Source organism: Nocardia sp. FDAARGOS_372, from assembly GCF_002554515.1.
Lineage (GTDB): Bacteria > Actinomycetota > Actinomycetes > Mycobacteriales > Mycobacteriaceae > Nocardia > Nocardia farcinica.
This window is the reverse complement of sequence record NZ_PDDW01000001.1, coordinates 292,893-316,456: the sequence shown is the minus strand read 5'-3', so window position 1 is coordinate 316,456 and position 23,564 is coordinate 292,893. Positions and strand designations below refer to the sequence as shown.

26 protein-coding genes are annotated in these 23,564 nt (G+C 71.9%); 16 read left to right on the top strand and 10 right to left on the bottom strand.

Features of this window, described 5'->3' with window-relative positions; genetic code table 11:
• Positions 1-61 precede the first annotated feature (61 nt).
• The 9 genes from CRM89_RS01730 to CRM89_RS01690 all read left to right on the top strand — a co-directional run bounded on the left by CRM89_RS01730 (position 62) and on the right by CRM89_RS01690 (position 8,136).
• Complete coding sequence (locus tag CRM89_RS01730) at positions 62-1,189, top strand: glycosyltransferase family 4 protein (protein ID WP_060592564.1); 1,128 nt, start codon at positions 62-64, stop codon at positions 1,187-1,189.
• A gap of 59 nt (positions 1,190-1,248) precedes the next feature.
• Positions 1,249-1,632 carry a hypothetical protein gene (locus CRM89_RS01725; RefSeq protein WP_011208248.1) on the top strand — a complete coding sequence of 128 codons (384 nt, stop codon included), beginning with the start codon at positions 1,249-1,251 and terminating at the stop codon, positions 1,630-1,632.
• 75 nt (positions 1,633-1,707) lie between these two features.
• A complete protein-coding gene (locus CRM89_RS01720; protein WP_060592566.1) occupies positions 1,708-2,145 on the top strand; it encodes an SRPBCC family protein in 438 nt (145 codons plus the stop codon).
• A gap of 44 nt (positions 2,146-2,189) precedes the next feature.
• The gene (locus CRM89_RS01715) at positions 2,190-3,500 is read left to right on the top strand and encodes an ArsA family ATPase (protein ID WP_060592567.1); all 1,311 of its coding nucleotides are present in this window, start codon (positions 2,190-2,192) and stop codon (positions 3,498-3,500) included.
• Position 3,501: 1 nt separating this feature from the next.
• Positions 3,502-3,936: a hypothetical protein gene (locus CRM89_RS01710; protein WP_011208245.1), complete on the top strand. Its 435-nt coding sequence runs from the start codon at positions 3,502-3,504 to the stop codon at positions 3,934-3,936.
• Entirely contained in the window at positions 3,905-4,939 is a 1,035-nt protein-coding gene (locus CRM89_RS01705; protein WP_041559995.1) for an ROK family protein, read from the top strand. Before CRM89_RS01710 ends, CRM89_RS01705 begins: the two co-directional genes overlap by 32 nt.
• 172 nt (positions 4,940-5,111) lie before the next feature.
• Positions 5,112-5,834 carry a 1-acyl-sn-glycerol-3-phosphate acyltransferase gene (locus CRM89_RS01700; protein ID WP_011208243.1) on the top strand — a complete coding sequence of 241 codons (723 nt, stop codon included), beginning with the start codon at positions 5,112-5,114 and terminating at the stop codon, positions 5,832-5,834.
• Positions 5,835-5,967: 133 nt separating this feature from the next.
• Positions 5,968-6,732, top strand: coding sequence for a sporulation protein (locus CRM89_RS01695; RefSeq protein WP_060592571.1), 765 nt, complete (start codon positions 5,968-5,970; stop codon positions 6,730-6,732).
• Between the two features lie 126 nt (positions 6,733-6,858).
• A complete protein-coding gene (locus CRM89_RS01690; RefSeq protein WP_041559994.1) occupies positions 6,859-8,136 on the top strand; it encodes an FAD-binding oxidoreductase in 1,278 nt (425 codons plus the stop codon).
• Between the two features lie 133 nt (positions 8,137-8,269).
• On the opposite strand, the gene CRM89_RS01685 is transcribed toward CRM89_RS01690, so the two are convergent.
• Both CRM89_RS01685 and CRM89_RS01680 read right to left on the bottom strand, forming a co-directional pair.
• The gene (locus tag CRM89_RS01685; RefSeq protein WP_011208240.1) at positions 8,270-8,686 is read right to left on the bottom strand and encodes a cytochrome c oxidase subunit 4; all 417 of its coding nucleotides are present in this window, start codon (positions 8,684-8,686) and stop codon (positions 8,270-8,272) included.
• 13 nt (positions 8,687-8,699) lie between these two features.
• Positions 8,700-9,800 carry a cytochrome c oxidase subunit II gene (locus tag CRM89_RS01680; RefSeq protein WP_060593448.1) on the bottom strand — a complete coding sequence of 367 codons (1,101 nt, stop codon included), beginning with the start codon at positions 9,798-9,800 and terminating at the stop codon, positions 8,700-8,702.
• A 366-nt stretch (positions 9,801-10,166) separates the two neighbouring features.
• Here CRM89_RS01680 and asnB point away from each other — a divergent pair, with 366 nt between their 5' ends.
• The gene (gene asnB, locus CRM89_RS01675; RefSeq protein WP_086842545.1) at positions 10,167-12,110 is read left to right on the top strand and encodes an asparagine synthase (glutamine-hydrolyzing); all 1,944 of its coding nucleotides are present in this window, start codon (positions 10,167-10,169) and stop codon (positions 12,108-12,110) included.
• A 61-nt stretch (positions 12,111-12,171) separates the two neighbouring features.
• On the opposite strand, the gene CRM89_RS01670 is transcribed toward asnB, so the two are convergent.
• A complete protein-coding gene (locus tag CRM89_RS01670) occupies positions 12,172-13,140 on the bottom strand; it encodes a carbohydrate kinase family protein (protein WP_011208237.1) in 969 nt (322 codons plus the stop codon).
• A 119-nt stretch (positions 13,141-13,259) separates the two neighbouring features.
• Positions 13,260-13,610 (bottom strand): iron-sulfur cluster assembly accessory protein, encoded by a 351-nt coding sequence (locus CRM89_RS01665; protein ID WP_011208236.1) that lies wholly within the window; start codon positions 13,608-13,610, stop codon positions 13,260-13,262.
• Positions 13,611-13,788: 178 nt separating this feature from the next.
• Between CRM89_RS01665 and CRM89_RS01660 the strand changes: the two genes are divergently transcribed.
• A complete protein-coding gene (locus tag CRM89_RS01660; protein ID WP_041560805.1) occupies positions 13,789-14,460 on the top strand; it encodes a DUF3043 domain-containing protein in 672 nt (223 codons plus the stop codon).
• 57 nt (positions 14,461-14,517) lie between these two features.
• On the opposite strand, the gene CRM89_RS30695 is transcribed toward CRM89_RS01660, so the two are convergent.
• Complete coding sequence (locus CRM89_RS30695) at positions 14,518-14,679, bottom strand: hypothetical protein (RefSeq protein WP_011208234.1); 162 nt, start codon at positions 14,677-14,679, stop codon at positions 14,518-14,520.
• A 91-nt stretch (positions 14,680-14,770) separates the two neighbouring features.
• On the opposite strand from CRM89_RS30695, the gene CRM89_RS01655 reads away from it, so the two are divergent.
• The gene (locus tag CRM89_RS01655; protein ID WP_011208233.1) at positions 14,771-15,739 is read left to right on the top strand and encodes a helix-turn-helix domain-containing protein; all 969 of its coding nucleotides are present in this window, start codon (positions 14,771-14,773) and stop codon (positions 15,737-15,739) included.
• 28 nt (positions 15,740-15,767) lie between these two features.
• On the opposite strand, the gene CRM89_RS01650 is transcribed toward CRM89_RS01655, so the two are convergent.
• Positions 15,768-16,310 carry a bifunctional adenosylcobinamide kinase/adenosylcobinamide-phosphate guanylyltransferase gene (locus tag CRM89_RS01650; RefSeq protein WP_229434943.1) on the bottom strand — a complete coding sequence of 181 codons (543 nt, stop codon included), beginning with the start codon at positions 16,308-16,310 and terminating at the stop codon, positions 15,768-15,770.
• Positions 16,311-16,454: 144 nt separating this feature from the next.
• Between CRM89_RS01650 and cobT the strand changes: the two genes are divergently transcribed.
• The 3 genes from cobT (at position 16,455) to CRM89_RS01635 (ending at position 19,136) form a co-directional block, all read left to right on the top strand.
• Entirely contained in the window at positions 16,455-17,534 is a 1,080-nt protein-coding gene (cobT, locus tag CRM89_RS01645; RefSeq protein WP_011208231.1) for a nicotinate-nucleotide--dimethylbenzimidazole phosphoribosyltransferase, read from the top strand.
• On the top strand, positions 17,531-18,310 hold the full coding sequence (locus CRM89_RS01640) for an adenosylcobinamide-GDP ribazoletransferase (protein ID WP_098083077.1): 780 nt from the start codon (positions 17,531-17,533) through the stop codon (positions 18,308-18,310). Before cobT ends, CRM89_RS01640 begins: the two co-directional genes overlap by 4 nt.
• Positions 18,311-18,422: 112 nt before the next feature.
• Positions 18,423-19,136 carry an MBL fold metallo-hydrolase gene (locus tag CRM89_RS01635; protein ID WP_060592579.1) on the top strand — a complete coding sequence of 238 codons (714 nt, stop codon included), beginning with the start codon at positions 18,423-18,425 and terminating at the stop codon, positions 19,134-19,136.
• Between the two features lie 46 nt (positions 19,137-19,182).
• Here CRM89_RS01635 and CRM89_RS01630 read toward each other — a convergent pair whose 3' ends face one another.
• The 3 genes from CRM89_RS01630 to CRM89_RS01620 all read right to left on the bottom strand — a co-directional run bounded on the left by CRM89_RS01630 (position 19,183) and on the right by CRM89_RS01620 (position 22,124).
• Positions 19,183-20,283, bottom strand: a complete 1,101-nt coding sequence (locus tag CRM89_RS01630) for a branched-chain amino acid aminotransferase (protein ID WP_098083076.1) — start codon at positions 20,281-20,283, stop codon at positions 19,183-19,185.
• A 71-nt stretch (positions 20,284-20,354) separates the two neighbouring features.
• Positions 20,355-21,455, bottom strand: coding sequence for a glycine cleavage system aminomethyltransferase GcvT (gcvT, locus tag CRM89_RS01625; protein WP_060592582.1), 1,101 nt, complete (start codon positions 21,453-21,455; stop codon positions 20,355-20,357).
• Between the two features lie 9 nt (positions 21,456-21,464).
• Entirely contained in the window at positions 21,465-22,124 is a 660-nt protein-coding gene (locus CRM89_RS01620) for a GNAT family N-acetyltransferase (protein ID WP_098083075.1), read from the bottom strand.
• 97 nt (positions 22,125-22,221) lie between these two features.
• Between CRM89_RS01620 and CRM89_RS01615 the strand changes: the two genes are divergently transcribed.
• A complete protein-coding gene (locus CRM89_RS01615) occupies positions 22,222-23,022 on the top strand; it encodes a TetR/AcrR family transcriptional regulator (RefSeq protein WP_229434941.1) in 801 nt (266 codons plus the stop codon).
• A gap of 30 nt (positions 23,023-23,052) precedes the next feature.
• Here CRM89_RS01615 and CRM89_RS01610 read toward each other — a convergent pair whose 3' ends face one another.
• Entirely contained in the window at positions 23,053-23,520 is a 468-nt protein-coding gene (locus CRM89_RS01610) for an NUDIX hydrolase (RefSeq protein ID WP_229434939.1), read from the bottom strand.
• Between the last annotated feature and the right edge of the window lie 44 nt (positions 23,521-23,564).

Below are 23,564 nucleotides of genomic sequence, written 5' to 3'. Positions count from 1 at the left end.
CACCGCGGCGGCGCGGGGCGGGCCGGGGGCGGTGGGCACGGCACCAAGTAGGTTGGTCGGTATGGCCCGAACTCTGCTGGTTACCAATGATTTCCCGCCGCGGCCGGGCGGTATCCAGTCGTATCTGCAGGCACTGGCCGGACAGGTGCCCTCCGACGAACTGGTCGTCTACGCGCCGCGCTGGCGCGGTGACTCGCACGTGAAGTTCGACGCCGAGCAGAAGTTCCGGGTGGTCCGGCATCCCACCACGCTCATGCTGCCCACCCCCGCCGTGCTGCGGCGTGCCGCCCGGCTGGTTCGCGCGGAGCGCTGCGACACCGTCTGGTTCGGCGCCGCAGCCCCGCTGGCCCTGCTGGCCCCCGGCCTGCGCCGCGCGGGCGCACAGCGGGTGCTGGCCAGCACGCACGGCCACGAGGTCGGCTGGTCGATGCTGCCGGTGGCCCGTCAGGCCCTGCGCGCGATCGGCGAGACCACCGACGTGGTGACCTACGTCAGCAAGTACACCCGCGGCCGGTTCGCCGCCGCCTTCGGCCCGAACGCCGCACTGGAGTACCTACCCCCCGGCGTGGACCCCGAGGTCTTCCGCCCGGATCCCGCCGCCCGCGCGGAGCTGCGCGCCCGCTACGGCCTGGGCGAACGCCCGACCATCCTGTGCCTGTCCCGGCTGGTGCCGCGCAAGGGGCAGGACGCGCTGATCGTCGCCATGCGCGAGATCCGCACCCGTGTCGACGGCGCGGTGCTGGTGATCGCGGGCAGCGGCCCCTACGAGCAGAAGCTGCGCGCGCTCGCCCAGGCCCTCGACCTCGAGCGCGACGTCGTGTTCACCGGCCGGGTGCCCTCGGCGGAACTGGCCGCCCACCACACCCTCGCCGACGTGTTCGCCATGCCCTCGCGCACCCGCGGCGCGGGGCTGGACGTGGAGGGCCTCGGCATCGTCTACCTGGAGGCCTCGGCCACGGGTGTGCCGGTGATCGCCGGACGCTCCGGCGGCGCACCGGAAACCGTGCGCGAGGGCGAGACCGGCCGCGTGGTCGACGGCCGCCGGGTCACCGAGATCGCCGACGCCGTCACCGCCATCCTGTCCGATCCCGACGCCGCGGCCGCGATGGGCGCCGCGGGCCGGGCCTGGGTGCGTGAGCGCTGGCACTGGGACACCATCGGCGCCCGGCTGCGGCACCTGCTGCGCTGACCACGGCGGCAGCTCCTGCGCCGACCACGGCGGCGGGGCCATCTACTACGCTCAGCGGAGTGAGCAGTATTCAGGTCGCGGACCAGACGTTCATCGCCGCCCCCGGCGCTGCCGTCGCCGAGGTGCTGGCCGACCGGGGCCGGTGGCGCCGGTGGTGGCCGGACCTCATGCTCGAGGTCCGAGAGGACCGGGGCGACAAGGGCATTCGCTGGCTGGTGCGCGGACCGCTGACCGGCACCATGGAGGTGTGGCTGGAACCCTCGCTGGACGGGGTGATCCTGCACTACTTCCTGCACTGCGAGCCCGAGGGCGCACCGGCACTGCCACCGCGCAAGCTCGCCGCGCTGAACCGCGCGCGCCGGGTGGCGGGCAAGGTGATGTCGTTCGAGGTCAAGGCACTGCTCGAGGCCGGGCGTCCGGCGGGCGTCACGCCCGCGGCATGATTCGGTACCGCCGCAGGCCGCGTCCGTGCCCGGCTCGGCCTCCCGCAACGTCGCTGGAAAGGAACCGTTGACCAGATGGCCGACCGCACGCAGAGGTCGATCCTCATCGAGGCCCCCGCACGCGAGGTGATGGCCGTCATCGCCGACCTCGCGTCCTACCCGGAGTGGGTGGCGGCGGCCAAGTCCGTCGAGGTGCTCGAGACCGGCACCGACGGCCGCGCCCGCACCGCCCGGTTCGTCCTGGACGCGGGCGTGGTGAAGGACACCTACGTGTTGTCCTACACCTGGCGCCCCGACGATCTCGCGGTGAGCTGGAAACTGGTCAGCGGCGAGTTGCAGAAGGCGCAGGACGGCAGCTACGTGCTCGCCGAGAAGCCCGGCGGGGTCACCGAGGTGACCTACGAACTCACCGTCGATCTGAACATCCCGATGATCGGCATGTTCAAGCGCAAGGCCGAGAAGGTCATCACCGACACGGCCCTCAAGGAACTGAAGAAACGGGTCGAAGGCTGATCGCGCCGGAGCACGGGCCGGCGCCGCGGCGCACCCGGCTCGAATTGTTCGTCGGCAAGGGCGGTGTCGGCAAGACCACCCTGGCCTGCGCGAGCGCGCTCGCCTATGCCCGCGCCGGTCAGGACGTGCTGCTGGCCTCGCTGGACCAGGCGCATTCGGTGGGCGACGCGTTCGGTTTCCGCTTCCCGCACGACCCGGGCGCCGTGGCCGGGATCGTCCGGGTGGCACCGGGGCTCGACGTGATCGAGCTGGATTCGCTCGCGCTGCTGGAGGATCGGTACCGCGAGGTGGTCCGGATGCTCTCGGCGGGCGGCACGCACACCCACGACCTCGGTCTCGACCCCGGCGCGCTGGAGCCCGCCGAACTCACCGGATTGCCGGGCGTCCAGGAGTTGCTCGCACTGACCGAACTGGCCGCCTTCGCCGACGAGGACGACTGGGACGTGCTGGTGGTGGACTGCCCGCCCTCGGCGGACCTGCTGCGCATCGTCTCCGCACCGCAGACGCTGCTGGACTATCTCGACCGGCTCTGGCCGCCGCACGCGCGCGCGATGAGCGCCGCCGGCCCGGACCCGCGGCGCGCGATCCTGGCCGCCACGGTCGCGCGGATCGTCGCGGCCGTCACGCGGGTGCGCGATCTGCTCGCCGACCACGACCGCACCGGGCTGCGGCTGGTGACCGTCGCCGAACGGGTGGCGGTGGCCGAAACCCGGCGGGTGCGTTCGGCCGCCGCGCTGCTCGGGTTGCGGCTGGACGCGGTGGTCGTCAACAAGATGCTGCCCGCCACCCCCGCACCCGCGGGCCCGCTGGAGGCAGCTCATCCCGCCGTGCACTGGTACCGCAACCGCCGCGCCGAACAGCAGGCCGTCGTCGACCGGCTGCGCGCCGAGCTCGACGACGTCCCGGTGCTGCTGGCCCAGCACAGCGGCCCCGAGCCGGTCGGCGCCGAGGCCCTGTCGCTGCTGTCCTACGAGCCGCTGGACGCCCCACCGCCGGAACACACCGCACGGGAGAACGCCCGGAAACGGGGAATACCGGACGGTGAGCCGGACACCCGCGCCGAGTCGACGCGTGTCGGCGCGCGTTCGGGCGAGCCGGTGGTTCGATGGGAGTCGGGCACGGGCGTCGACGCGGTGTACGCGCTGCGGATGCGCCTGCCCGTCGTCGACGCGGCGACGCTGCGACTGGGACGAGTGGAGGACGATTTGATCGTGGGAGCGGACGGGGTGCGGCGCCGGGTGCGCCTGGCGCCGGTGTTGCGGCGGTGCACGGTCGAGGGCGCCGAGCTGGACGCGGGCCACCTGACCGTGCGGTTCCGGCCCGACCCGGCGCTGTGGCCGGCGGAGGGCCGGTGAGATGAGCTCCGAATCGCACGGGCGCGACGCCCGTTCCGGGGGACAGCCCGATTCGTTCGCCGAGTTCGCCGAGGAACTGCGCCTGCTCGCCGAGACCGTGCTCGAGCGCGTCGAGCCGGTGCTACGGCGCAGCGCCGCCGAGGGACAGCCGGAGTGGTCCAGTTGCAGCTGGTGCCCGGTGTGCGCGGCCGCGGCGCTGGTGCGGGGGGAACATCACGACGTGCTCGCCGCCATCGCCGACCACGGCACCGCCATCGTCACCGTGCTGCGCGAGGCGCTGGCCGGCGCGCCGGTCGAGCCGGTGCTGCCCACCGAGACCGACCCGGAAACCGGTGCGCGGCACGAGCATGCCCCGCGCACCGGCGAGTCCGCGCGGCGCGGCGCGGCCGGGACGCGGCCGGGTTATGTCGACATCCCCGTCACCGTCAGGTCGTGACGTGACCGCCGCGGCGCCCCTCACCGTCGGCATCGATGTCGGCGGCACCAACATTCGGGCCTCCGTAGTGGATGCCGCGGGCGAGGTGCTCGACACCGTCCAGGCCCCCACCCCGCACAGTGCCCGCGCGCTCGAGGACGCCCTCGACCGTGCGGTGCGCGAACTGTGCGCGCGGCACCGCATCGCCGCGGTGGGACTGGCCGTCGCGGGGTTCGTCGACGAGCACCGCGCGGCGGTCCGCTTCGCCCCGCATCTGCCCTGGCGGGATGCGCCGGTGGCCCGCCAGCTCACCGAGCGCCTCGGCCTGCCGGTGATCCTCGAGCACGACGCCAACGCGGCGGCCTGGGCCGAATACCGGTTCGGGGCCGCGGCGGGTGGGCACAACGTCGTCCTGGTCGCCATCGGCACCGGCATCGGCGCGGCGCTGCTGGTCGGCGGCGCGCTGTATCGCGGCACGCACGGTGTCGCCCCGGAACTGGGGCACCTGCAGGTGGTCCCGAACGGCCGCGCCTGCCCGTGCGGCAAACGTGGCTGCTGGGAACGCTATTGCAGCGGCACCGCACTGGCCGACACCGCGATCGAGCTGCTGGCCACCGATCCGTCCGAGTCGACGGTGCTGGCCAGGGAGGTGTTCAGCGATCCTGGCGCGCTCACCGGTCGCCGCGTCGCCGGGGCGGCGCAGGACGGCGATCCGGTGGCGCTGGCCGCGGTCGCCGACTTCGGCCGCTGGCTCGGCCTCGGCCTGGCCTTCGTCAGCGACATCTTCGACCCCGATCTCATCGTGGTGGCCGGTGGGGTGAGCAGCTCGGCTCCGCTGTTCCTCGACGACGCGCGCGAGGAGTACGCCCGCGCGGTGACCGGGGCCGGGCACCGCCCGCTCGCCCGCATCCGCACCACCCAGCTGGGCGAGGCCGCGGGCATGATCGGCGCCGCCGAACTGGCCAGGGCGGTGCTGTCCGAACCTGCCGCACCGCCGTCGCGCCGGGTCGGCACGGGCCGCTGAGATTCGCACACACGTTCGATCTCGGGGCGGCTGTGACACGACCCACGCCACCCGGCGCGGCGAATGTGGCCGAGGGCCCCGTCGTGGTTGGATGTGATCTCCGACCAGCGGTAAAGTCGCACGTGTCGCAGGTTGCTCACCTCTATCCCGGTCCCCCTGGGGGAAGGACGTCATGTTCTACTGGCTGCTCAAATTCGTGCTCGTGGGGCCCTTCATCCGTGTCTACAACCGCCCGACCGTCGAAGGCGTGGAGAACATTCCGTCCGACGGCCCGGCGATCCTGGCGGGTAACCATCTGTCCATCGCCGACTGGCTCTTCGCCCCGCTGCTGAGCCCGCGCCGGATCAACTACCTCGCCAAGGCCGAGTACTTCACCACCCCGGGCATCAAGGGCCGCCTGCAGAAGTTCTTCTTCAGCGGCACCGGCCAGTACCCGATCGACCGCAGCGGCGCCGACGCGGCCGAGGACGCCCTCAACGCCGCCCGCAAGCTGCTCGACCAGGGCAAGCTCGTCGGCCTCTACCCGGAGGGCACCCGCTCCCCCGACGGCAGGCTCTACAAGGGCAAGACCGGCATGGCGCGCCTGGCGCTCGAGACCGGCGTCCCGGTCATCCCGGTGGCGGTGATCGGCACCGACAAGGTCGCCCCGCCCGGACCGTTCCGGTGGCGCCGCCACAAGGTGACCGTGAAGTTCGGCGCCCCCATCGACTTCTCCCGCTACGAGGGCATGGGCGGCAACCGCTTCGTCGAACGCGCCGTCACCGACGAGGTCATGTACGAGCTGATGCGCCTGAGCGGCCAGGAGTACGTCGACGTGTACGCGCACAGCCTCAAGGGCGTGCCCTCGGGCTCCAAGCCGGAGGCACCCCGCATCCCCGACACCGCGGCGAGCTGAGCACCGACCGACCCGCGACCGGCCCCGAGAACCCGTTTCCCGGGGCCTTTTTCGTGCCCGGACGAGATGACGTTGCTCACAAGCCAAGCCGTCGGCACGATCTTCTTCAGCCGCGGCCGCCAGACTTCCCGGCATGTTCAAGAAGTTGCTTGCCGCGGCCGGGGTCGGCGGCGCCGAGGTCGAGACCCAGCTGTTCACTCCCGGCGTGCAGCCGGGCGGGGTGGTCGACGGAGTGATCCGGTTGCGCGGTGGCCAGGTGGCCCAGGACATCTCGCAGATCGCCGTCGAGTTCGTCACCCGGGCCGAAGTCGAGTACGACGACCACGAGGGCGTGCGCGAGATCGGTTTCGGCCGGGTCGGCGTCACCGGCCCGCTGCACCTGCCCGCCGGGGCGGTGCTCGAATTCCGGTTCGGCGCACGGGCGCCGATGGAAACGCCGATCACCTTCTACAACGGCAGGCACCTGCCGGGCACCACGGTCGCGCTGCGCACGATCGTGGAGATCCGCGGCGCGACCGACGCCGCCGACACCGACCCGATCGGGGTCGGCGCGCTGCCGGCCCAGCACGTGATCCTGGCGGCGGTGGAGCGGCTGGGTTTCCCGCTGCGCAGCGCGGACGTGGAATCCGGCCGGGTGCACAACACTCCGCAGACCCTGCCCTTCTATCAGGAGATCGAATTCGGTCCCTGCCCGCACTACCCGCGACTGAACCAGCTCGAGGTCACCTTCGTGCCCACCGAGAGCGGGATGAGCGTCGTGCTCGAGGCGGACAAGCGCGGCGGCTGGCTCGGCGAGGGCCGCGACGTCTTCGACGGGCTGTGGGTGGAACACCATCGCCTCGACGGCATCGACTGGGCGGGCGAACTGCACCACCGCATCGCCCGGCTGGCCGGCTGAGCCGGTCGAGGGGACTGGCGCCGGATCCCGCATCGATGCAGGTCGTCCCGGGTCGTCCGGGGGCGCTCGGATCGGGCTCGGCTTCGAGTGCGCACAAGTGGCTCGGCTGTGGTTAAGTTTCCTGCCATGAGCACGCCGCAGACTGTCTCCGCCGAAGAATATCTCCCCCGTGACACCGCGGATGTCGTTCGCACTGTGCGGGATTCGCGAGTGCGCGCCGAGCGTCTCACCGTCCGTGGCGGTGAGGCGTTCGAGGACAGCCTGCTGGTGCCCGACCACCGTGCGGTGGTCTCGCTGCGCCGGATGAACGCGGTGCTCGACATCAACCTGGGCAGGCGCACGGTCCGGGTCCAGGCGGGCGCCAAGCTGTCCGACATCGATCGCCGACTCGGCGCGCACGGGCTCGGCCTGCCGATCGTCGGCGACCACCGCGACATCACCGCGGGCGGGTTCGCCTCGGTCGGCGGCGTCAGCAGCGCCTCGCACCGCTACGGTCTGTTCATCGACCAGATCGTCGATCTGGAGTACGTGGACCCGGACGGGCGGATCGGCACCTGCGGCCGCAACCACCACACCGAGCGCTTCCATCGCATCCTCGGCGCGGGCGGGCGCGCGGGCATCATCACCGCGCTCACCCTCGACACCGTCGAGGTCGACAAGGACCACACCTGGCTCACCACCGACGCCGACCGGTTCCTGGACTTCGACTCCTTCGTCGAGCACGCCCATGCCGAGATCGTGCGGCCGGGCAACGCGGTGCTCCAGGTGGGCCGCTGGGTCGACACCGCGCCGCTGAAGGTCGCGCGGCCGGTCGGCACCGGGCACGTGCAGCTGGGCACCGTCCGCTTCGGGCAGTGGTCGAGCCTCTACCCCACCACCCCGACCCGGTCGCTGCGGGCCCGGCGCGAGGTCGGCACCCGCACCCGCAAATCGCTGGGCGCGATCGCCTCGCACGCGGGCGGGCGGGCGGGCATGCCGGTGCGCAACGCCGCCGCGGGTGCGCTGATGTTCGCGCCGAAGGTGCTCACCCTGCGCGACGCGGAGTACCTGGCCGACACCGTCATCAGTTCCTCCGAGCGCGGCCCCGCCTACCGGGTCGGCGTGTTCGCGCCGATGTCGACCTACGCCTCGGTGTTCTACCGACTGCACGATCTGTTCGCCGGGCATCGTGAGCGCACCGGCTGCTTCACCGTCATCTCCGCGATGACCTACGGTGTGCGGTCGAAGTACCTGCGCGCGGAGGCCTCGGCGCGCAACCTGCCGGTGGAGGACCACGGCCTGATCACCTTCACCTGCCGCCTGCGGCCCTCGGCGCTGCCGTCGGAGCTGCTGCGCGACATCGTGGCGGGTATCGACGAGATCTGCGCCTCCGAGCACGCCATGCGCTACGAATCGGCCCAGTAGGGCAGCCGGACGTCACAGCGGCCGGTCCGGGCATTCCGGACCGGCCGTTCGCCGTGCTCTGCGCGTGCCCCCCGACAACGCACAGCGCCCCACCGTTTCCGATGGGGCGCTGTATGTCGGAGTGTGAACCAGCTCAGTGCTTCTCGGGTCCGAGGTGGTACTCGAAGACCAGGCCCGCGGCGGCCGCGATCACGCAGATCACGCCGACGGCGATCAGCCACGGCTCGAAGAAGGCCAGGCCGAGGGCGGCCACCGAACCGGCGCCGGCCAGCAGGATGGGCCAGAAGCTGCCGGGCGAGAAGAAGCCCAAGTCGCCCGCGCCGTCCACGATCTCGGCGTCCTCGTAGTCCTCCGGGCGCAGGTCCAGACGTCGGGCGACGAACCGGAAGTAGGTGCCGATGATCAGCGACAGACCCGCGGTCAGCACGATGGCGGTGGTGCCCGCCCATTCGACGCCGGTACGCGACTGGGCGGTGAAGAAGCCGTAGACGACGCCGACGATGATGAAGAACACCGTCAGCAGTTCGAAGATGCGCGCTTCGATCCTCATGTCAGATCAATCCTCACTCGGCCTCGGGCGCGGCCGCGCTCTTGACAGTCCGGTCGGTGTTGAACGGGCGGGTGGAGGTCGCCACCGGGGACTCGCCGATCGCCTGCAGCGCCTCGGCGTTGGTCTTGCCCGCGCGACGCTCGTCCAGGTAGCGGGTGAACTTCTCCGGCGAGACCGCCCGGACCTCGAAGTTCATCATCGAGTGGTAGGTGCCGCACATCTCCGCGCAGCGGCCGACGAAGGCGCCTTCCTTCTCGATCTCGGTGATCTGGAAGACGTTGTCGGAGTGGTTCTCCTTCGGGTTCGGCATCACGTCGCGCTTGAACAGGAACTCCGGCACCCAGAAGGCGTGGATGACGTCGGCGGCGGCGAGCTGGAACTCGATGACCTTGCCGGTCGGCAGCACCAGGACGGGGATCTCGGTGCTGGTGCCCACGGTCTCGACGGTGTCGTAGTGCAGGTAGGAGAGGATGTCGTTCTCCGGCTTGCCGTGCACCGGGCCGGGCTGCGGGTGGCCGTGCTCGGTGTCGACCCGCTCCTCGTACTCCTTCAGCTGCGCCTGCGCGGCTTCCTCACGGGCGGTGTCGATGCCGTTGAACTGGTAGCCGCCGTCCTTGAAGTCGACCTCGCGGTAACCGAACTTCCAGTTCCACTGGAAGGCGGTCACGTCGACGGTGACGTCCGGGTCGGCCACCTTCTCGTGCACGTAGTTCTGCACGACGACGGTGAAGTAGAACAGCACCGCGATGATGACGAACGGAATCGCCGTGTAGGTCAGCTCCAGCGGCACGTTGTAGCCGGTCTGGCGCGGGAACTCCGGCGAGTCCTTCTTCTTGCGGTGGAAGACGACGGTCCAGAAGGTCAGACCCCAGACCAGCACGCCCATCGCCAGCGCGGCGATGATCGACCAGGTCCACAGCTCCCGCATCCGGGTCGCCTGCGGCGTGACGCCCGAGGGCCAGCCGAACCGCAGCCAAACATTGTCGATCGAGCAGCCCGAGACGAGCATCGCGGTGATCCCCAAGGACACCGCCAGCCCGGCCCGCCGAAGGATGCGGCCCTGCCGACCCCGAACGGGTCGTGCCCCGATCTCTTCGCTCGCCTTGTGCGCCACGCTCACGCCTTCCTGGTCGCCACACATTCCGACAGTGCGCCGCCGGGGCCGCGATCCGCCCTGACGACACGTTCCAAGCACGTTTCAGACCCTCCCCGGGCGGCGGCCACGACGGACACGCGGCGCCTGAGAACGACCTGAGTACTACGCAGCGTAGACCAAACTCGCGTCCGGTATGTCGCCGGGTCGGGTTCGACACTCGCCCACCGCCGGCTCGGGGCCGTCGCTGCGGCCGTCACCAGGGTATCGCCGCAGGACAGGGTGGGCGCGGCGCGCGCGGACCGCGCGTGCGGCATACTCGGACACAGTATTTCGGCCGCGCTGCCCGCGGCATCCCCACGACCGGAGAAACGAGGTTGCCGACACGTGTGCGGACTGCTCGGATTCCTGACAGCTGACGCGGCGACATCCGAGGTGGTGGACCAGGTCTACAACGCGCTGCACTGCATGCGCCACCGTGGACCGGACGAACGTGGCACCTGGCACGACGACCACCTCGTCTTCGGGTTCAACCGCCTGTCGATCATCGACATCGAGCACTCCCACCAGCCGCTGCGCTGGGGTCCGCCGGAGAACCCGGAGCGCTACGCGCTGACCTTCAACGGCGAGATCTACAACTACCTGGAGCTGCGCGAGGAACTCGCGGCCGCGCACGCGGCCGAGTTCGGCGACGCACCCATGTTCCGCACCGAGGGCGACAGCGAGGCGATCGTCGCCGCCTACCACTACTGGGGCGCCGAGGCGGTGGCCAAGCTGCGCGGCATGTTCGGCTTCGCCATCTGGGACACCCAGACCCGCGAGCTGTTCCTGGCCCGCGATCCGTTCGGTATCAAGCCGCTGTTCCTGGCCACCGGCCCCGGCGGCACGGCGTTCGGCAGCGAGAAGAAGAGCCTGCTCGACCTGCTGCCCGCGCTGCGCCTGTCCGACGACCTGGACCCCCGCGCGCTCGAGCACTACACGGTGCTGCAGTACGTGCCCGAGCCGGAAACCCTGCACAAGGGCATCCGCAGGCTCGAGTCGGGCACCTACGCGGTGGTGCGGCCGGGCGCGGCGCCGCAGGTGACCCGCTACTTCACCCCGCGCTTCCCGGTGCGCCCGTTCGCTCCCGGCTCGGCGCAGACCCGCTACAACGAGATCGCGGCCGCGCTAGAGGACTCCGTCGCCAAGCACATGCGCGCCGACGTGACCGTCGGCTCGTTCCTGTCCGGCGGCATCGACTCCACCGCGGTGGCGGCGCTGGCCATGCGGCACAACCCGAACCTGATCACCTTCACCACCGGGTTCGAGCGCGAGGGCTACTCCGAGGTGGACGTGGCCGCCGAGAGCGCCGCGGCGATCGGGGCGCGCCACATCGTCAAGGTGGTCTCCCCCGCCGAGTTCGCCGCCGCCATCCCCGAGATCGTGTGGTACCTCGACGACCCGGTGGCCGATCCCGCGCTGGTGCCGCTGTACTTCGTGGCCAAGGAGGCACGCAAGCACGTCAAGGTGGTGCTGTCCGGCGAGGGCGCCGACGAGCTGTTCGGCGGCTACACCATCTATCGCGAGCCGTTGTCGCTCCGGCCGTTCGAGTACCTGCCCAAGGGGCTGCGCCGACTGGCCGGGCGGCTGTCGGAGCGCATCCCGGACGGTACCCGGGGCAAGAGCCTGCTGCATCGTGGTTCGCTCACCCTCGAGGAGCGCTACTACGGCAACGCGCGCAGCTTCAACGACGCTCAGCTGCGGGCGGTGCTGCGCGAGTTCCGGCCGGAGTGGACCCACCAGGACGTCACTGCCCCGATCTACGCGCAGTCGCGCGGCTGGGATCCGGTGGCCCGGATGCAGCACCTGGACCTGTTCACCTGGTTGCGCGGCGACATCCTGGTCAAGGCCGACAAGATGACGATGGCCAACTCGCTGGAGCTGCGGGTGCCGTTCCTCGACACCGAGGTGCGCCGGGTCGCCGAGCAGCTGCCCTTCGACCAGAAGATCACCAAGCACACCACCAAGTACGCGCTGCGCCAGGCGCTCGAGGGCATCGTGCCCGCGCACGTGCTGCACCGGGCCAAGCTCGGCTTCCCGGTGCCGCTGCGGCACTGGCTGCGCGGCACCGAACTCTACGACTGGGCGCACACCCAGATCGCCGAGTCGCAGACCGACCACCTGCTGGACAAGGCCGCGATCACCGCGATGCTCGTCGAGCACCGCGCGGGCCGCGCCGACCACAGCCGACGCCTGTGGACGCTGCTGGTCTTCATGGTCTGGCACGGCATCTTCGTCGAGGACCGCATCAAGCCGGACATCCAGGAACCGGTCTACCCGGTCACCCTCTGACCACGGCCGCGAAACGCCGACGCCCCGATCCGTGCCGGATCGGGGCGTCGGCGTTTCGCGCTCAGAGCAGGGGCTTGATGTCGGCGGCGGCGTCGGGGCCGTACGCCTGGGTGAGCCGGTCGAGGGCGTCGTCCTTGTTGAGCGTCCATTCCTGGGTGCCCATCGTCTCCAGGACGAGCACGGCGACCAGCGAGCCGAGCTGGGCGGCACGCTCGAGGCTCAGGCCCGCGGTGTGGCCGGTGAGGAAGCCGGCGCGGAAGGCGTCGCCGACACCCGTCGGTTCGACCTTCTCGCGCTCGGGCACCACACCGACGCGCACTTCGCTGCCGTCGGCGTCGACCACGAGCACGCCCTCGGCGCCGAGGGTGGTCACCCGGATGCCGACCCGGGCGGCGACCTCGGCCTCGCTCAGGCCGGTCTTCTGCAGCAGCAGGCCCCACTCGTACTTGTTGGTGAACAGATAGGCGGCGCCGTCGATGAGCCGCACGGCCTGGTCGCCGTCGAGGCGGGCCAGCTGCTGGGACGGGTCGGCAGCGAACGGAATGCCCAGTTCCCGGCACTCGTCGGTGTGGCGCAGCATCGCCTCGGGGTCGTTGGCGCCGATCAGCACCAGATCGAGTTGCTTGCTCCCGGCCAGTTCGGCGATGGAGATGTCGCGCGCCTCGCTCATCGCACCCGGGTAGAACGAGGCGATCTGGGCCATGTCGTCGTCGGTGGTGCACACGAACCGGGCGGTGTGTGCCCGGTCGGAGACGTGCACGGTGGAGCAGTCCACGCCGTGCTTCTCCAGCCACGCCCGGTACTCGCCGAAATCGGCGCCGACCGCGCCAACGAGCAGCGGCGAGCGATTGAGCACGCCCATCGCGAAGGCGATGTTGCCCGCGACGCCGCCACGGCGGATCTGCAGATCGTCGACGAGGAAGCTCAGCGAGACATGGTCGAGCTGGTCGGCCAGCAGCACATCGGCGAACCGTCCGGGAAAGCGCATGAGGTGGTCGGTCGCGATGGACGCGGACACGGCGATAGACACGAGGCGGGGCCCCTTCAGCGGTAGGCGGCAGACGGTGCGGGCCCGGACGCACCGGGCCAGGCCCTCACCGTATCAACACCGGCCGCCCGGAAGGAGCCGCCTCGTGGCCGGAAACGGCCTCAGTTGAAGGAATCGCCGCAGGCGCAGGAGCCGGTGGCGTTCGGGTTGTCGATGGTGAAACCCTGCTTCTCGATGGTGTCGACGAAGTCGATCGACGCACCCTGCACGTAGGGGGCGCTCATCCGGTCGACGGCCAGGGTGACGCCGCCGAAGTCGGCGGTCAGGTCACCGTCGAGGCTGCGGTCGTCGAAGAAGAGCTGGTAGCGCAGACCGGCACAGCCGCCCGGCTGCACGGCGATCCGCAGCGCCAGGTCGTCGCGGCCTTCCTGATCCAGCAGCGCCTTGGCCTTGGCGGCAGCGGCGTCGGTCAGAGTCACACCGTGGGTGGTCGTCTCGTTCTGCACAGTCATGAACTCTCCTAAGGACAGCTGTGGTCAACCCGTGAACAGCGCACGGCTCGTGGAGTCAACGCCACTGCACGGGCTGCTATTCCCCATCTTGCCACCGTCGCGCGCGGACGCCGAGCCGGCCTCACCGGGAACCGACCACGTTGCCACGTGAGCTGTGACATCGAATAGCCTGGTGAACGTGAAGTTCTTCCGTCGCGGCCAGGCCGGCACCACCGACGCGACCGCCGAATCGACGGCGGACGCGACCGGCGGCCCGGCCGTCACCACCACGAAAACCAGTCCGACCACGACGCCCGGCAAGGGCCGCCCCACCCCCAAACGGCGTGAGGCGCAAGGCAAGCGGCGCGGCCCGGTCGCGCCCGCCCCGCTGACCGCGAAGGAGGCGCGGGCGCGACGCAAGGCCACCCGTGGCACCCGCGAGGAGCGCAAGGCCGCCGCCGCCGAGCGCAGGCTGGCCGCGCAGGAGCGGCGCGCCAGGATGCTGGCCGGCGAGGACAAGTACCTGCTGCCCCGCGATCAGGGCCCGGTGCGCGCCTTCGTGCGCGACATCGTCGACGCCCGGCGCAACCTGGTCGGCCTGTTCATGCCGATGGCACTGGTGCTGATCCTGTCGATGTTCGCCGCACCCGGCCTACAGACCATCGTGACGTTGGTCATGCTCGTGATGATGCTGTTCATGGCGATCGAGGGCGTGCTGCTGGGCAGGCTGGTCAACAACCGGGTGCTGGAGAAGTTCCCCGACACCACCGACACCGGCTTCAAGCTCGGCTGGTACGCGTTCGTGCGCGCCTCGCAGATCCGCAAGATGCGCGCGCCCAAGCCCCGCGTCGGGCCGGGCGATCCGGTCTGACCGCGCTCGATACCGCACGGCCGCTCGTCCACCCGGACGGGCGGCCGTCGCGTTGTGTCAGCGGTGGTGGGTGAGGCGGCCCGCGATGGCGTCGAGTTCGGCGCGCACGCGCTGCGCGTCCCGGTCGACCACGGGTGAGGAACCGGAGAGCCCGTGCCCGAGGGCGAGCAGCAGGCCGAGGAAGCCGAGCGCCGCGAGGGTGAGAATCAAAGCCGTCATGGCAGTAATTTTGCGACCGTGCAGTTTTCACCAACAGTGGCAGCTCTGACATTGTTCGCAAATATCCGGCCAGAGCGGTTACGCTGGGAGAATGCTGTCGAAGGTCGCGGTCCCGCTGTTCGAGAAGCTGGCCATGTTCGAGTTCGGCGTGGTGTGCGAGGTGTTCGGCCTCGACCGCACCGCCGACGGCCTGCCGGGCTTCGACTTCAAGGTCTGCGGCGCCGAACCCGGCAAACCGCTGCGGTCCACCACCCCGGGCGTCACCGTCACCCCGGAATACGACCTGGCCGAACTCGCCCGAGCCGATCTGGTGGCGGTGCCCGCCGCGCCGGTCAGCGCGCTCACCGGCGACCTCGACCCCCAGCTGGTCGAGGCGGTCCGGGCGGCCGCGGACGCGGGAGCGACGGTGCTCACGGTGTGCTCGGGCGCGTTCGTGGCCGGCGCGGCCGGACTCCTGGACGGCCGCAAGTGCACCACCCACTGGCGCTACGTCGATCAGCTTGCCGCCCGCTACCCGAAGGCCACCGTCGACCCCGACGTCCTGTTCGTCGACGAGGGCGATCTGATCACCAGCGCGGGCACCGCCGCGGGTATCGATGCCTGCCTGCACCTGGTGCGCCGCGAGATCGGCAGCGCCGCCGCCAACGGCATCGCGCGCCGGATGGTGGTGCCGCCGCAGCGCGACGGCGGTCAGCGTCAGTTCATCGAACGCCCGGTCGCCGACTGCGAGGCCGACAGTCTGGGCGAGACACTGCTGTGGATGAGCGAGCACCTCGAGCTGCCGCACACCGTCGAGAGCCTGGCGGCCCGCGCCAGCATGTCGACCCGCACCTTCGCCCGCCGCTTCGCCGCCGAGACCGGCACCACCCCGGTCAAGTGGCTGACCAATCAGCGCGTGCTGCGCGCCGAGCACCTGCTCGAGGAGACCGATCTGGGCCTGGAGCAGATCGCGGCCCGCTGCGGCTTCGGGTCCGGCGCGCTGCTGCGCCACCACTTCCAGCGCCAGGTCGGCATCGCCCCCACCGAATATCGCCGCCGGTTCGGACGGCGTCCCTCCTGAGCGTCCGTGTTCATTTCGGCCGCAACGCTCATTTCAGTCGCAGCGGCAGGCCGGCGACGACCAGATACGCCTCCTCGCAGACGGCCGCGAGCGCCTGGTTGAGGGCGCCGATCTCGTCGCGGAACAGCCGTCCCGAGCGGGTCGCCGGAACGACGCCCATGCCCACCTCCGGGCTGACGATCACCAAGCGGCCCGGGTAGTCGCGCACCGCGGCCACCAGTGCGTCGGCCGCGGGGGCGACGGTGCCGCGCGGGGCGTCCCAGGCGTCGAGCGCGTCGATGCGCGCGGTCAGCCAGGTGCCGAGGTCGTCGACGAGTGTCGCCCCGGGAAAGCCCGGCTCGGCGGTGAGAACGGTTGCGGGATCGGCACTGTCGACCGTCGTCCAGTGCGCCGGACGGCGGGCCCGGTGCCCGGCGACGCGGTCGGCGAAATCGGTGTCGGCCGGGTCGAGCACGGCGGTGGCCAGGTACCGCACCGTCGCCCATTCGCCCGCCAGGCGCTCGGCGAAGGCCGATTTTCCGGACCGCGCCCCGCCGAGCACCAGCGTCCGCCGCGTCACACCATCCGCCACGGCGAGCACGCTACCAACGCCGCGCGACCTGGTCGTGCGGGGTGCGCCGCCGGGTGCCGTGGCGCGCCCGTCCGCGCGCCGGGCAAGATTGGGCGCGACGACGCGCGGCGCGGACGCCGCTGCCCGACCCGAGAGGCTCGACTAGTGACACACGGATTCGGACCGGTTGCGCCCCCCGACGCGCGGATCCGCGCGGAGGCCGAACAGCGGCAGGCTCGCCTGACCAAACCGGCCGGGTCACTGGGCAGGCTGGAACGGCTGGGCAACTGGGTGGCGGCATGCCAGGGGGTGTGTCCGCCCCGGCAGTTCGAGCGGGCCCGCGTGGTGGTGTTCGCCGGGGATCACGGGGTGGCCGCGCACGGCGTCTCGGCCTATCCGAGCGAGGTCACCGCGCAGATGGTCGCCAACTTCCTCGCGGGGGGCGCCGCGGTCAACGCGCTGGCCAGGGTCGCCGACGCCACCGTGCGGGTGGTCGACATCGCGGTGGACGCCGACACCGACCCGGCGGTGTCCGGCCACAAGGTCCGCCGCTCCAGCGGCCGCATCGACCGCGAGGACGCGCTCTCCGGGGAGGAGGTCGAGGCCGCGCTCGCCGCCGGTCGCGCCATCGCCGACGAGGAGATCGACGCGGGGGCCGACCTGCTGATCGCCGGGGACATGGGCATCGGCAACACCACGCCCGCGACCGTGCTGATCGCGACGCTCACCGACACCGAACCGGTCGCCGCCGTCGGCCGCGGCACCGGTGTCGACGACGCCGGATGGATCCGCAAGGTGGCCGCCATCCGCGACGCGATGCGCCGGGCCCGGCCGGTGCACAAGGATCCCGTCGACCTGCTGCGCGTGGCCGCGAGCGCCGACATCGCGGCCACCGCCGGTTTCCTGGCCCAGGCCGCCGTGCGCCGCACCCCCGTCCTGCTCGACGGCGTGGTCGTCACCGCCGCCGCGCTGGTCGCCGAGGATCTGGCGGCCGGGGCGAGCGCCTGGTGGCTGGCCGGGCACCGCTCCACCGAGCCCGCCCACGCGCTCGCGCTGCGGCAGCTGCGGCTGGATCCGCTCATCGATATGGAGATGCGGTTGGGCGAGGGGTCCGGCGCGCTCACCGCGCTGCCGATCCTGCGCGCGGCCGTCGCCGCCCTGGCGGAGATGGCCACCTTCGACGAGGCGGGCGTCAGCACCGCCGCACCCACCGCGGCGGAATCCGCGCTGAACCTGCGCAAATGACCGCGCCGGGGCGGCGGGTGTCCTGGCCCGACGGGCTGCGGCTGGCGTTCTCCTGGTTGACCGTGCTGCCCGTCCGCGGACCCGAGGAGGTCGACCGGGCCGGTGCCGCCCGGGCGATCGCGCTGGCCCCGGTGGTGGGTGTCGTGCTCGGCGCCGCGGCGGCCGGGCTCACCTGGTCGCTCGTCGCGGCGGGACTGAGCACGGGGCTCGCGGCCCTGCTCGCCGTCGGGGCTCTCGCGGTGGCCACGCGCGGCATGCACCTGGACGGACTGGCCGACACCGCCGACGGCCTCGGCAGCTACGGGCCGCCGGAGCGAGCCAGGCAGATCATGAAGGGCGGCGACGTCGGGCCGTTCGGCGTCGCGGCGATCGTGTTCGCCGTCGGAGTGCCCGCGCTGGCCTTCGGGACGGCCGCCGCCGAGGGGCGCTGGCTCGCGATCGGGCTCGCGGTGGCGCTCGGGCGGGTCGTCGTCGTGTTCGCCTGCCGCCGCGCCCCCGCCGCGCCCGGTACCGGCTTCGGCAGTCTCGTGGCGGCCACCCAGCATCCGGCGACCGGGGTGGTGTGGACGGTGCTCGCCGCGGCGTGCGCGGTGTTCGCCGTGCCGGGGCGGGCGTGGCTCGGGCCGCTGGTCGTGCTGGTCGCCGTCGCGGCGGCGCTCCTGCTGGTCCGGCACTGTGTGCGGCGCTTCGAGGGCCTGTCCGGTGACGTGCTCGGCGCGGCGATCGAGACCACGGTCGCCGTCGCGGCCGTCGGCTTCTCGATGGTTACGCACTGATCGATGCCGCACCCGGTGGGAACCGGCGGTCACATAAGTCCTAGATCCAACCGACCGGTATTTTATTGCCGCCGATGCGCCGACGCCGGGGTGCTGGCTCTAGGGTGAGCGTATGTCTTCCGACCGTCTCTACTTCCGGCAGCTGCTGTCCGGGCGCGATTTCGCCGTCGGCGACCCGATCGCGACGCAGATGCGAAACTTCGCCTACCTGATCGGTGATCGGGAGACCGGTGATTGCGTGGTGGTCGATCCGGCCTACGCGGCCGGTGATCTGGTCGACATCGCCGAGGCGGACGGCCTGCGGCTGACCGGCGTGCTCGCCACCCACCACCACCCCGACCACGTCGGCGGCACCATGCTCGGCTTCACCCTGCGCGGCGTGGCCGAACTGCTGGAGAAGACCAGCGTGCCCGTGCACGTGAACACCCATGAGCTTTCCTGGGTCGCCGACGTGACCGGTATCGCGCCCAGCGAACTCACCGGCCACGAGCACGGCGACACCATCGCCGTCGGCGCGATGACCATCGAGCTGCTGCACACCCCCGGCCACACGCCGGGCAGTCAGTGCTTCCTGTTCGAGGACCGGCTCATCGCCGGGGACACGCTGTTCGTGGACGGCTGCGGCCGCACCGACTTCCCGGGCGGCGACTCCGACGAGATGTTCCGCAGCCTGCGCTACCTGGCCGGGCTGAGCGGCGACCCGGTGGTCTACCCGGGGCACTGGTACTCCGAGGAACCCAGCGCCGCGCTGTCGACCGTGCGCGACAACAACTACGTCATGCGCCCGCAGACGCTCGAACAGTGGCACATGCTGATGCCGGGCTGATCCGGCCGGCGCGGTGGCGGGCAGGCCGCCACCGCACCCGGGATGCTCAGAGCCGCCGCATCCAGCCGTGGATGTCGGCGAAGGTGCCGCGCTGGATACCGGTGAGGGTTTCCCGCAGCGCCATCGTCACCTCGCCGGGCTCGCCGCCACCGATGGTGAATTCGCCCTCGGCCGAACGCACCCAGCCCACCGGGGTGATCACCGCGGCGGTGCCGCAGGCGAAGACCTCGGTGATCTCGCCCGACTGCGCCCCCGCACGCCACTCCTCCACCGAGATCTTGCGCTCCTCCACCGGGTAGCCGGAGTCGGCGGCCAGGGTGAGCAGCGAGTCGCGGGTGATGCCGGGCAGCAGCGAACCGGACAGCTCCGGGGTCACCAGCCGCGCCTGCGAACCGGAGCCGTAGACGAAGAACAGGTTGTTGGTGCCCATCTCCTCGACGTAGCGGCGCTCGCACGCGTCCAGCCACACCACCTGGTCGCAGCCCTGCTCGGCGGCCTGCGCCTGGGCCAGCAGCGACGCCGCGTAGTTGCCCGCCACCTTCGCCTCACCGGTACCGCCGGGGGCGGCGCGCACATACTCCGTCGACAGCCACACGCGCACCGGCTTCACCCCGCGCGGGAAGTACGCACCGGCGGGCGAGGCGAGCAGCAGGTAGGTGTACGCCGACGCGGGCTTCACGCCCAGGCCCGCCTCGGTGGCGAACATGAACGGCCGCAGGTACAGCGACTCCTCACCGCCCGCGGCGGGCACCCAGCGCTCGTCCACCTCGAGCAGCTGGCGCACCGACTCGACGAACAGCTCGTCGGGGAGTTCGGCCATCGCCATCCGGCGCGCGGAGCGGCGGAAGCGGGCGGCGTTGGCGTCGATGCGGAAGGTGGCGACACCGCCGTCGGCCTGCCGGTAGGCCTTGAGCCCCTCGAAGATCGCCTGACCGTAGTGGAACACCATGGTGGCCGGATCCATCTGCAGCGGGCCGTAGGGCTCGACCTTGGCGTTGCTCCAGCCCTGCGCCTCGGTGTACTCGATGGAGACCATGTGATCGGTGAAGTACCGCCCGAAGCCGGGTGCCGCCAGAATCTCCGCTACCCGCTGCGCCGGGAGCGGCGCGGGATGGGGAATTCGGGCGAACTGTGCGGCAACGGTCATGCCGGTGATCCTATCGGTGCCCGATTTCGGCCGTCGCGCGTGTCGGCCACGAGCCGGTTGCGACCGCCCGCTCAGGACGTGCGCGAGGGCACGAACGGCGGCTTGACGACCTCGCAGCGCAGCCGCCTGCCCCGCACGTCCACCGCCACCTCGGCGCCCGGCTCCAGACCCGCACCGGTGTCGAGCAGGGCGAGGGCGATGCCGACCTTCAGCGTCGGGGAGAAGGTGCCCGAGGTGGTCTCGCCGACGGGCTCGCCGTCACGCAGCACCGGCTGCCCCTGCCGCAGCACGCCGCGATCGATCGCCTTCAGCCCCATCAGGATTCGCCGCGGCCCGGCCGCCTTCTCCTGCTCCAGCGCCGCCTTGCCCCAGAACTGCGGTTTGCGCCAGCCGACCGCCCAGCCGGTGCGGGCCTGCACCGGCGAGATCTCCCGCGAGAGTTCGTGCCCGTGCAGCGGATACCCCATCTCGGTGCGCAGGGTGTCGCGGGCGCCGAGCCCGGCCGGTTGGCCGTCGGCCGCGCGGACCTGCTCGAGCAGGGCGCGGAACACCGGCTCCGCGTCGGCCCACCGCGGCAGCACCTCGTAGCCGTGCTCGCCGGTGTAGCCGGTGCGGCAGACCCGGATCGGCCGCCCCTCCCACGCCGCGTCGGCGAACGCCATGTACTCCATCTCGGTCGGCAGCCCCAGCGCGGCGAGCACCTGCGCCGAACGCGGGCCCTGCACCGCGAACACCGCGTAGTCCCGGTGCTGATCCGTCACGGTGACACCGGCGGGCGCGGCGGCGGCCAGCTCGGCGACCACGGCGGCGGTGTTGGCGGCGTTCGGCACGAGGAAGATCTCGTCGTCGGCGACGTAGTAGGCGATCAGGTCGTCGATGACGCCGCCGTCGGCCGAACAGCACAGGGTGTACTGGGCCTTGCCGGGATGGATGCGGCCCAGATCGTTGGTGAGCGTGGCGTTCACGAACTCCGCGGCGCCGGGTCCGGCCACCGTCGCCTTCCCGAGATGGCTGACGTCGAAGAGCCCGACCGTCGTGCGCACCGCCTGGTGCTCGCCCACGGTGCCCGCGTAGGCCACCGGCATCTGCCAGCCGCCGAACTCGGCGAAGGTCGCCCCCAGCTCGCCGTGCAGGTCGTGAACAGGTCCGCGCAACAGGTCGGTCTCGGTCATCCGCCGAGCTTATCCGTTGGTCACCGTCGCTCCCGCCACGCCCGTGACCCCCGCTGCCGTGCCCGGACGGAACCACATCGGGCGCAGGACCGGCCCGTCCTCGGGCAGCGCGAGAGCCGCGCCGGTCGGTGTGAAACCGAGCCGGGCGTAGAGGGCGGCGGACCGCTCGGTGCTGGCCTCGAGGAACACCGGCTCGCCCGCCGCCGTGGCGGCCGCCAGCCGGTCGGCGATGACGGCCCCGCCCGCACCCGTCCCGCGATGCTCGGGCACGGTGGCGATGGATTGCAGGTAGCGGTGCGGGAACTCGCGCGGATGATGGTCGGCCACCAGCGCGGTGAGCGTCGCGAGGCGAGCCAGCGGCCGCACCCCGGGGGCGGCGGCCATCGCGGCGCTCTCCTCGGCCTCGGTGCGGTAGCGCTGCACCGAAGTCACCCGGTGCCACAGCGATACCGCCCAGACCTCGTCCCCTGGCCCGGCGATCCACACCTCGTCCTCGGCCACCGCCCGCTCGATGAGGCGCGGTGCGTGCTCGACCCGGAACGCCTCGACGATCTCGGCGCTCCCCGCGGTCACCCACGCCCAGACGGCCTCGTCCGCGGTCGCCGCGACATAGGCCGCCGCCACCGCCGCGACGTCCCCCGCCCGCGCCCGCCGCACCCGCAACTCCATGACCCGACCTCCCGTAGTGACCACGTGAACAGCGATAACGTCTGCCACGCTAGGCAGCGCCCGCATCGGCTTCCACGATTTCGTCACACTTGTTCGTGTGAGGAAAAGCGTGTGCCCCGTCTGCCGCCGTCCGGTACCGCAACCGCCACGCGGCCGGCCCCGCCGCTACTGTTCGCGCTCCTGCCAGGCCCGTGCCTACCGCTCCCGCCGGGCCGGACGAGCCGCGGGCACGCCCGTCGACCGGCCGCCGCGCCCCGCCCGCCTGACCCGCGTCGGGATCGCCCGCGCGGCCGTGGCACTGGCCGACCGCGACGGCATCGAGGGCCTCACGCTGCGCCGCCTCGCCGGTGACCTCGGCGTCGCCACCGCCGCCCTGTACCGCCACTACCCCGACCGGGACGCCCTGCTGGGCGCGATGACCGAACTGGTCCTCGCCGAAACCGAACCATCGGAGGCGGATTCGCGCCCCGCCGACTGGCGGGCCGCCCTCACCCACGACGCGCTCACGGAGTGGCGCCGCTACCGCACCCACCCCTGGCTGCTGCCCGTCCTCGCCCGCATCCGGCCACCGGCGGGCCCGGTCCTGTTCGATTCCCTGGAAGCCACCTTCGCCACCCTCGACCGCCTCGGACTGTCCGGTGCGCAGCTGCTGAACGCCTACCTGGCCCTGTCCGGCCTGGTCCAAGGGCTCGCCCTGCTCTGGTACGCCGACCGCGGGCGACCGCCCGGCGCGCCGCCGCCGGAGCTGGTCGAACTCATCGATCCGGTCGCCCGGCCGACCCTGCACAAGGTCTTCGCGGGCGGCCCCGCCGAACCGGACGTCGAGCGGCTGATCGGCGACGCGGTCGACCTGCTGCTGACCGGTATCGAACACCGGCGCGAGCACGGCAGTCCGTAACGAGACCGGCGACCGCCCGGCCGGCCTCCGTCAGACGCTCGCCGTGAGCGAGCCGGTCGCGGGTCGGTCCCGGTACAGCGCGAGCGCGATGTCCACCAACCCCACCCGGTCGAGCTCGGTCACCGCATCGAGGTCGAACCACTCGGCGCGATCGGTGGAACCGCCCACCTCGTACCGCAACTCGCCGCCGACGATCTCGCCGGTGTAGACCACGCGCAGCCCGTGGAAGGCGGCGCCGTCGTCGTCGGTCAGTCGCAACGAGTCCATGCCGAGCAGCCGGGTCGGCCGGAATTCGTAGCCGGTCTCCTCGCGCACCTCGCGGATCACCGCGTCGTAGGGGTCCTCGCCGTGGTCGATCCCGCCGCCCGGCATCGTCCACAGCGGCGGGCTCCCGTCCAGCGGAACCCACCGGGCCAGCAGCACTCGCCCCGCCCGCACGCACACCGCATACGCCGCCACCCGCTGTCGCTGCGCCACCCCGGCCGTCGTCTCGGTCACGCGCTCCAGTCTCGCCCACCGCGGGCGCCCGCGCACGCCCGCCA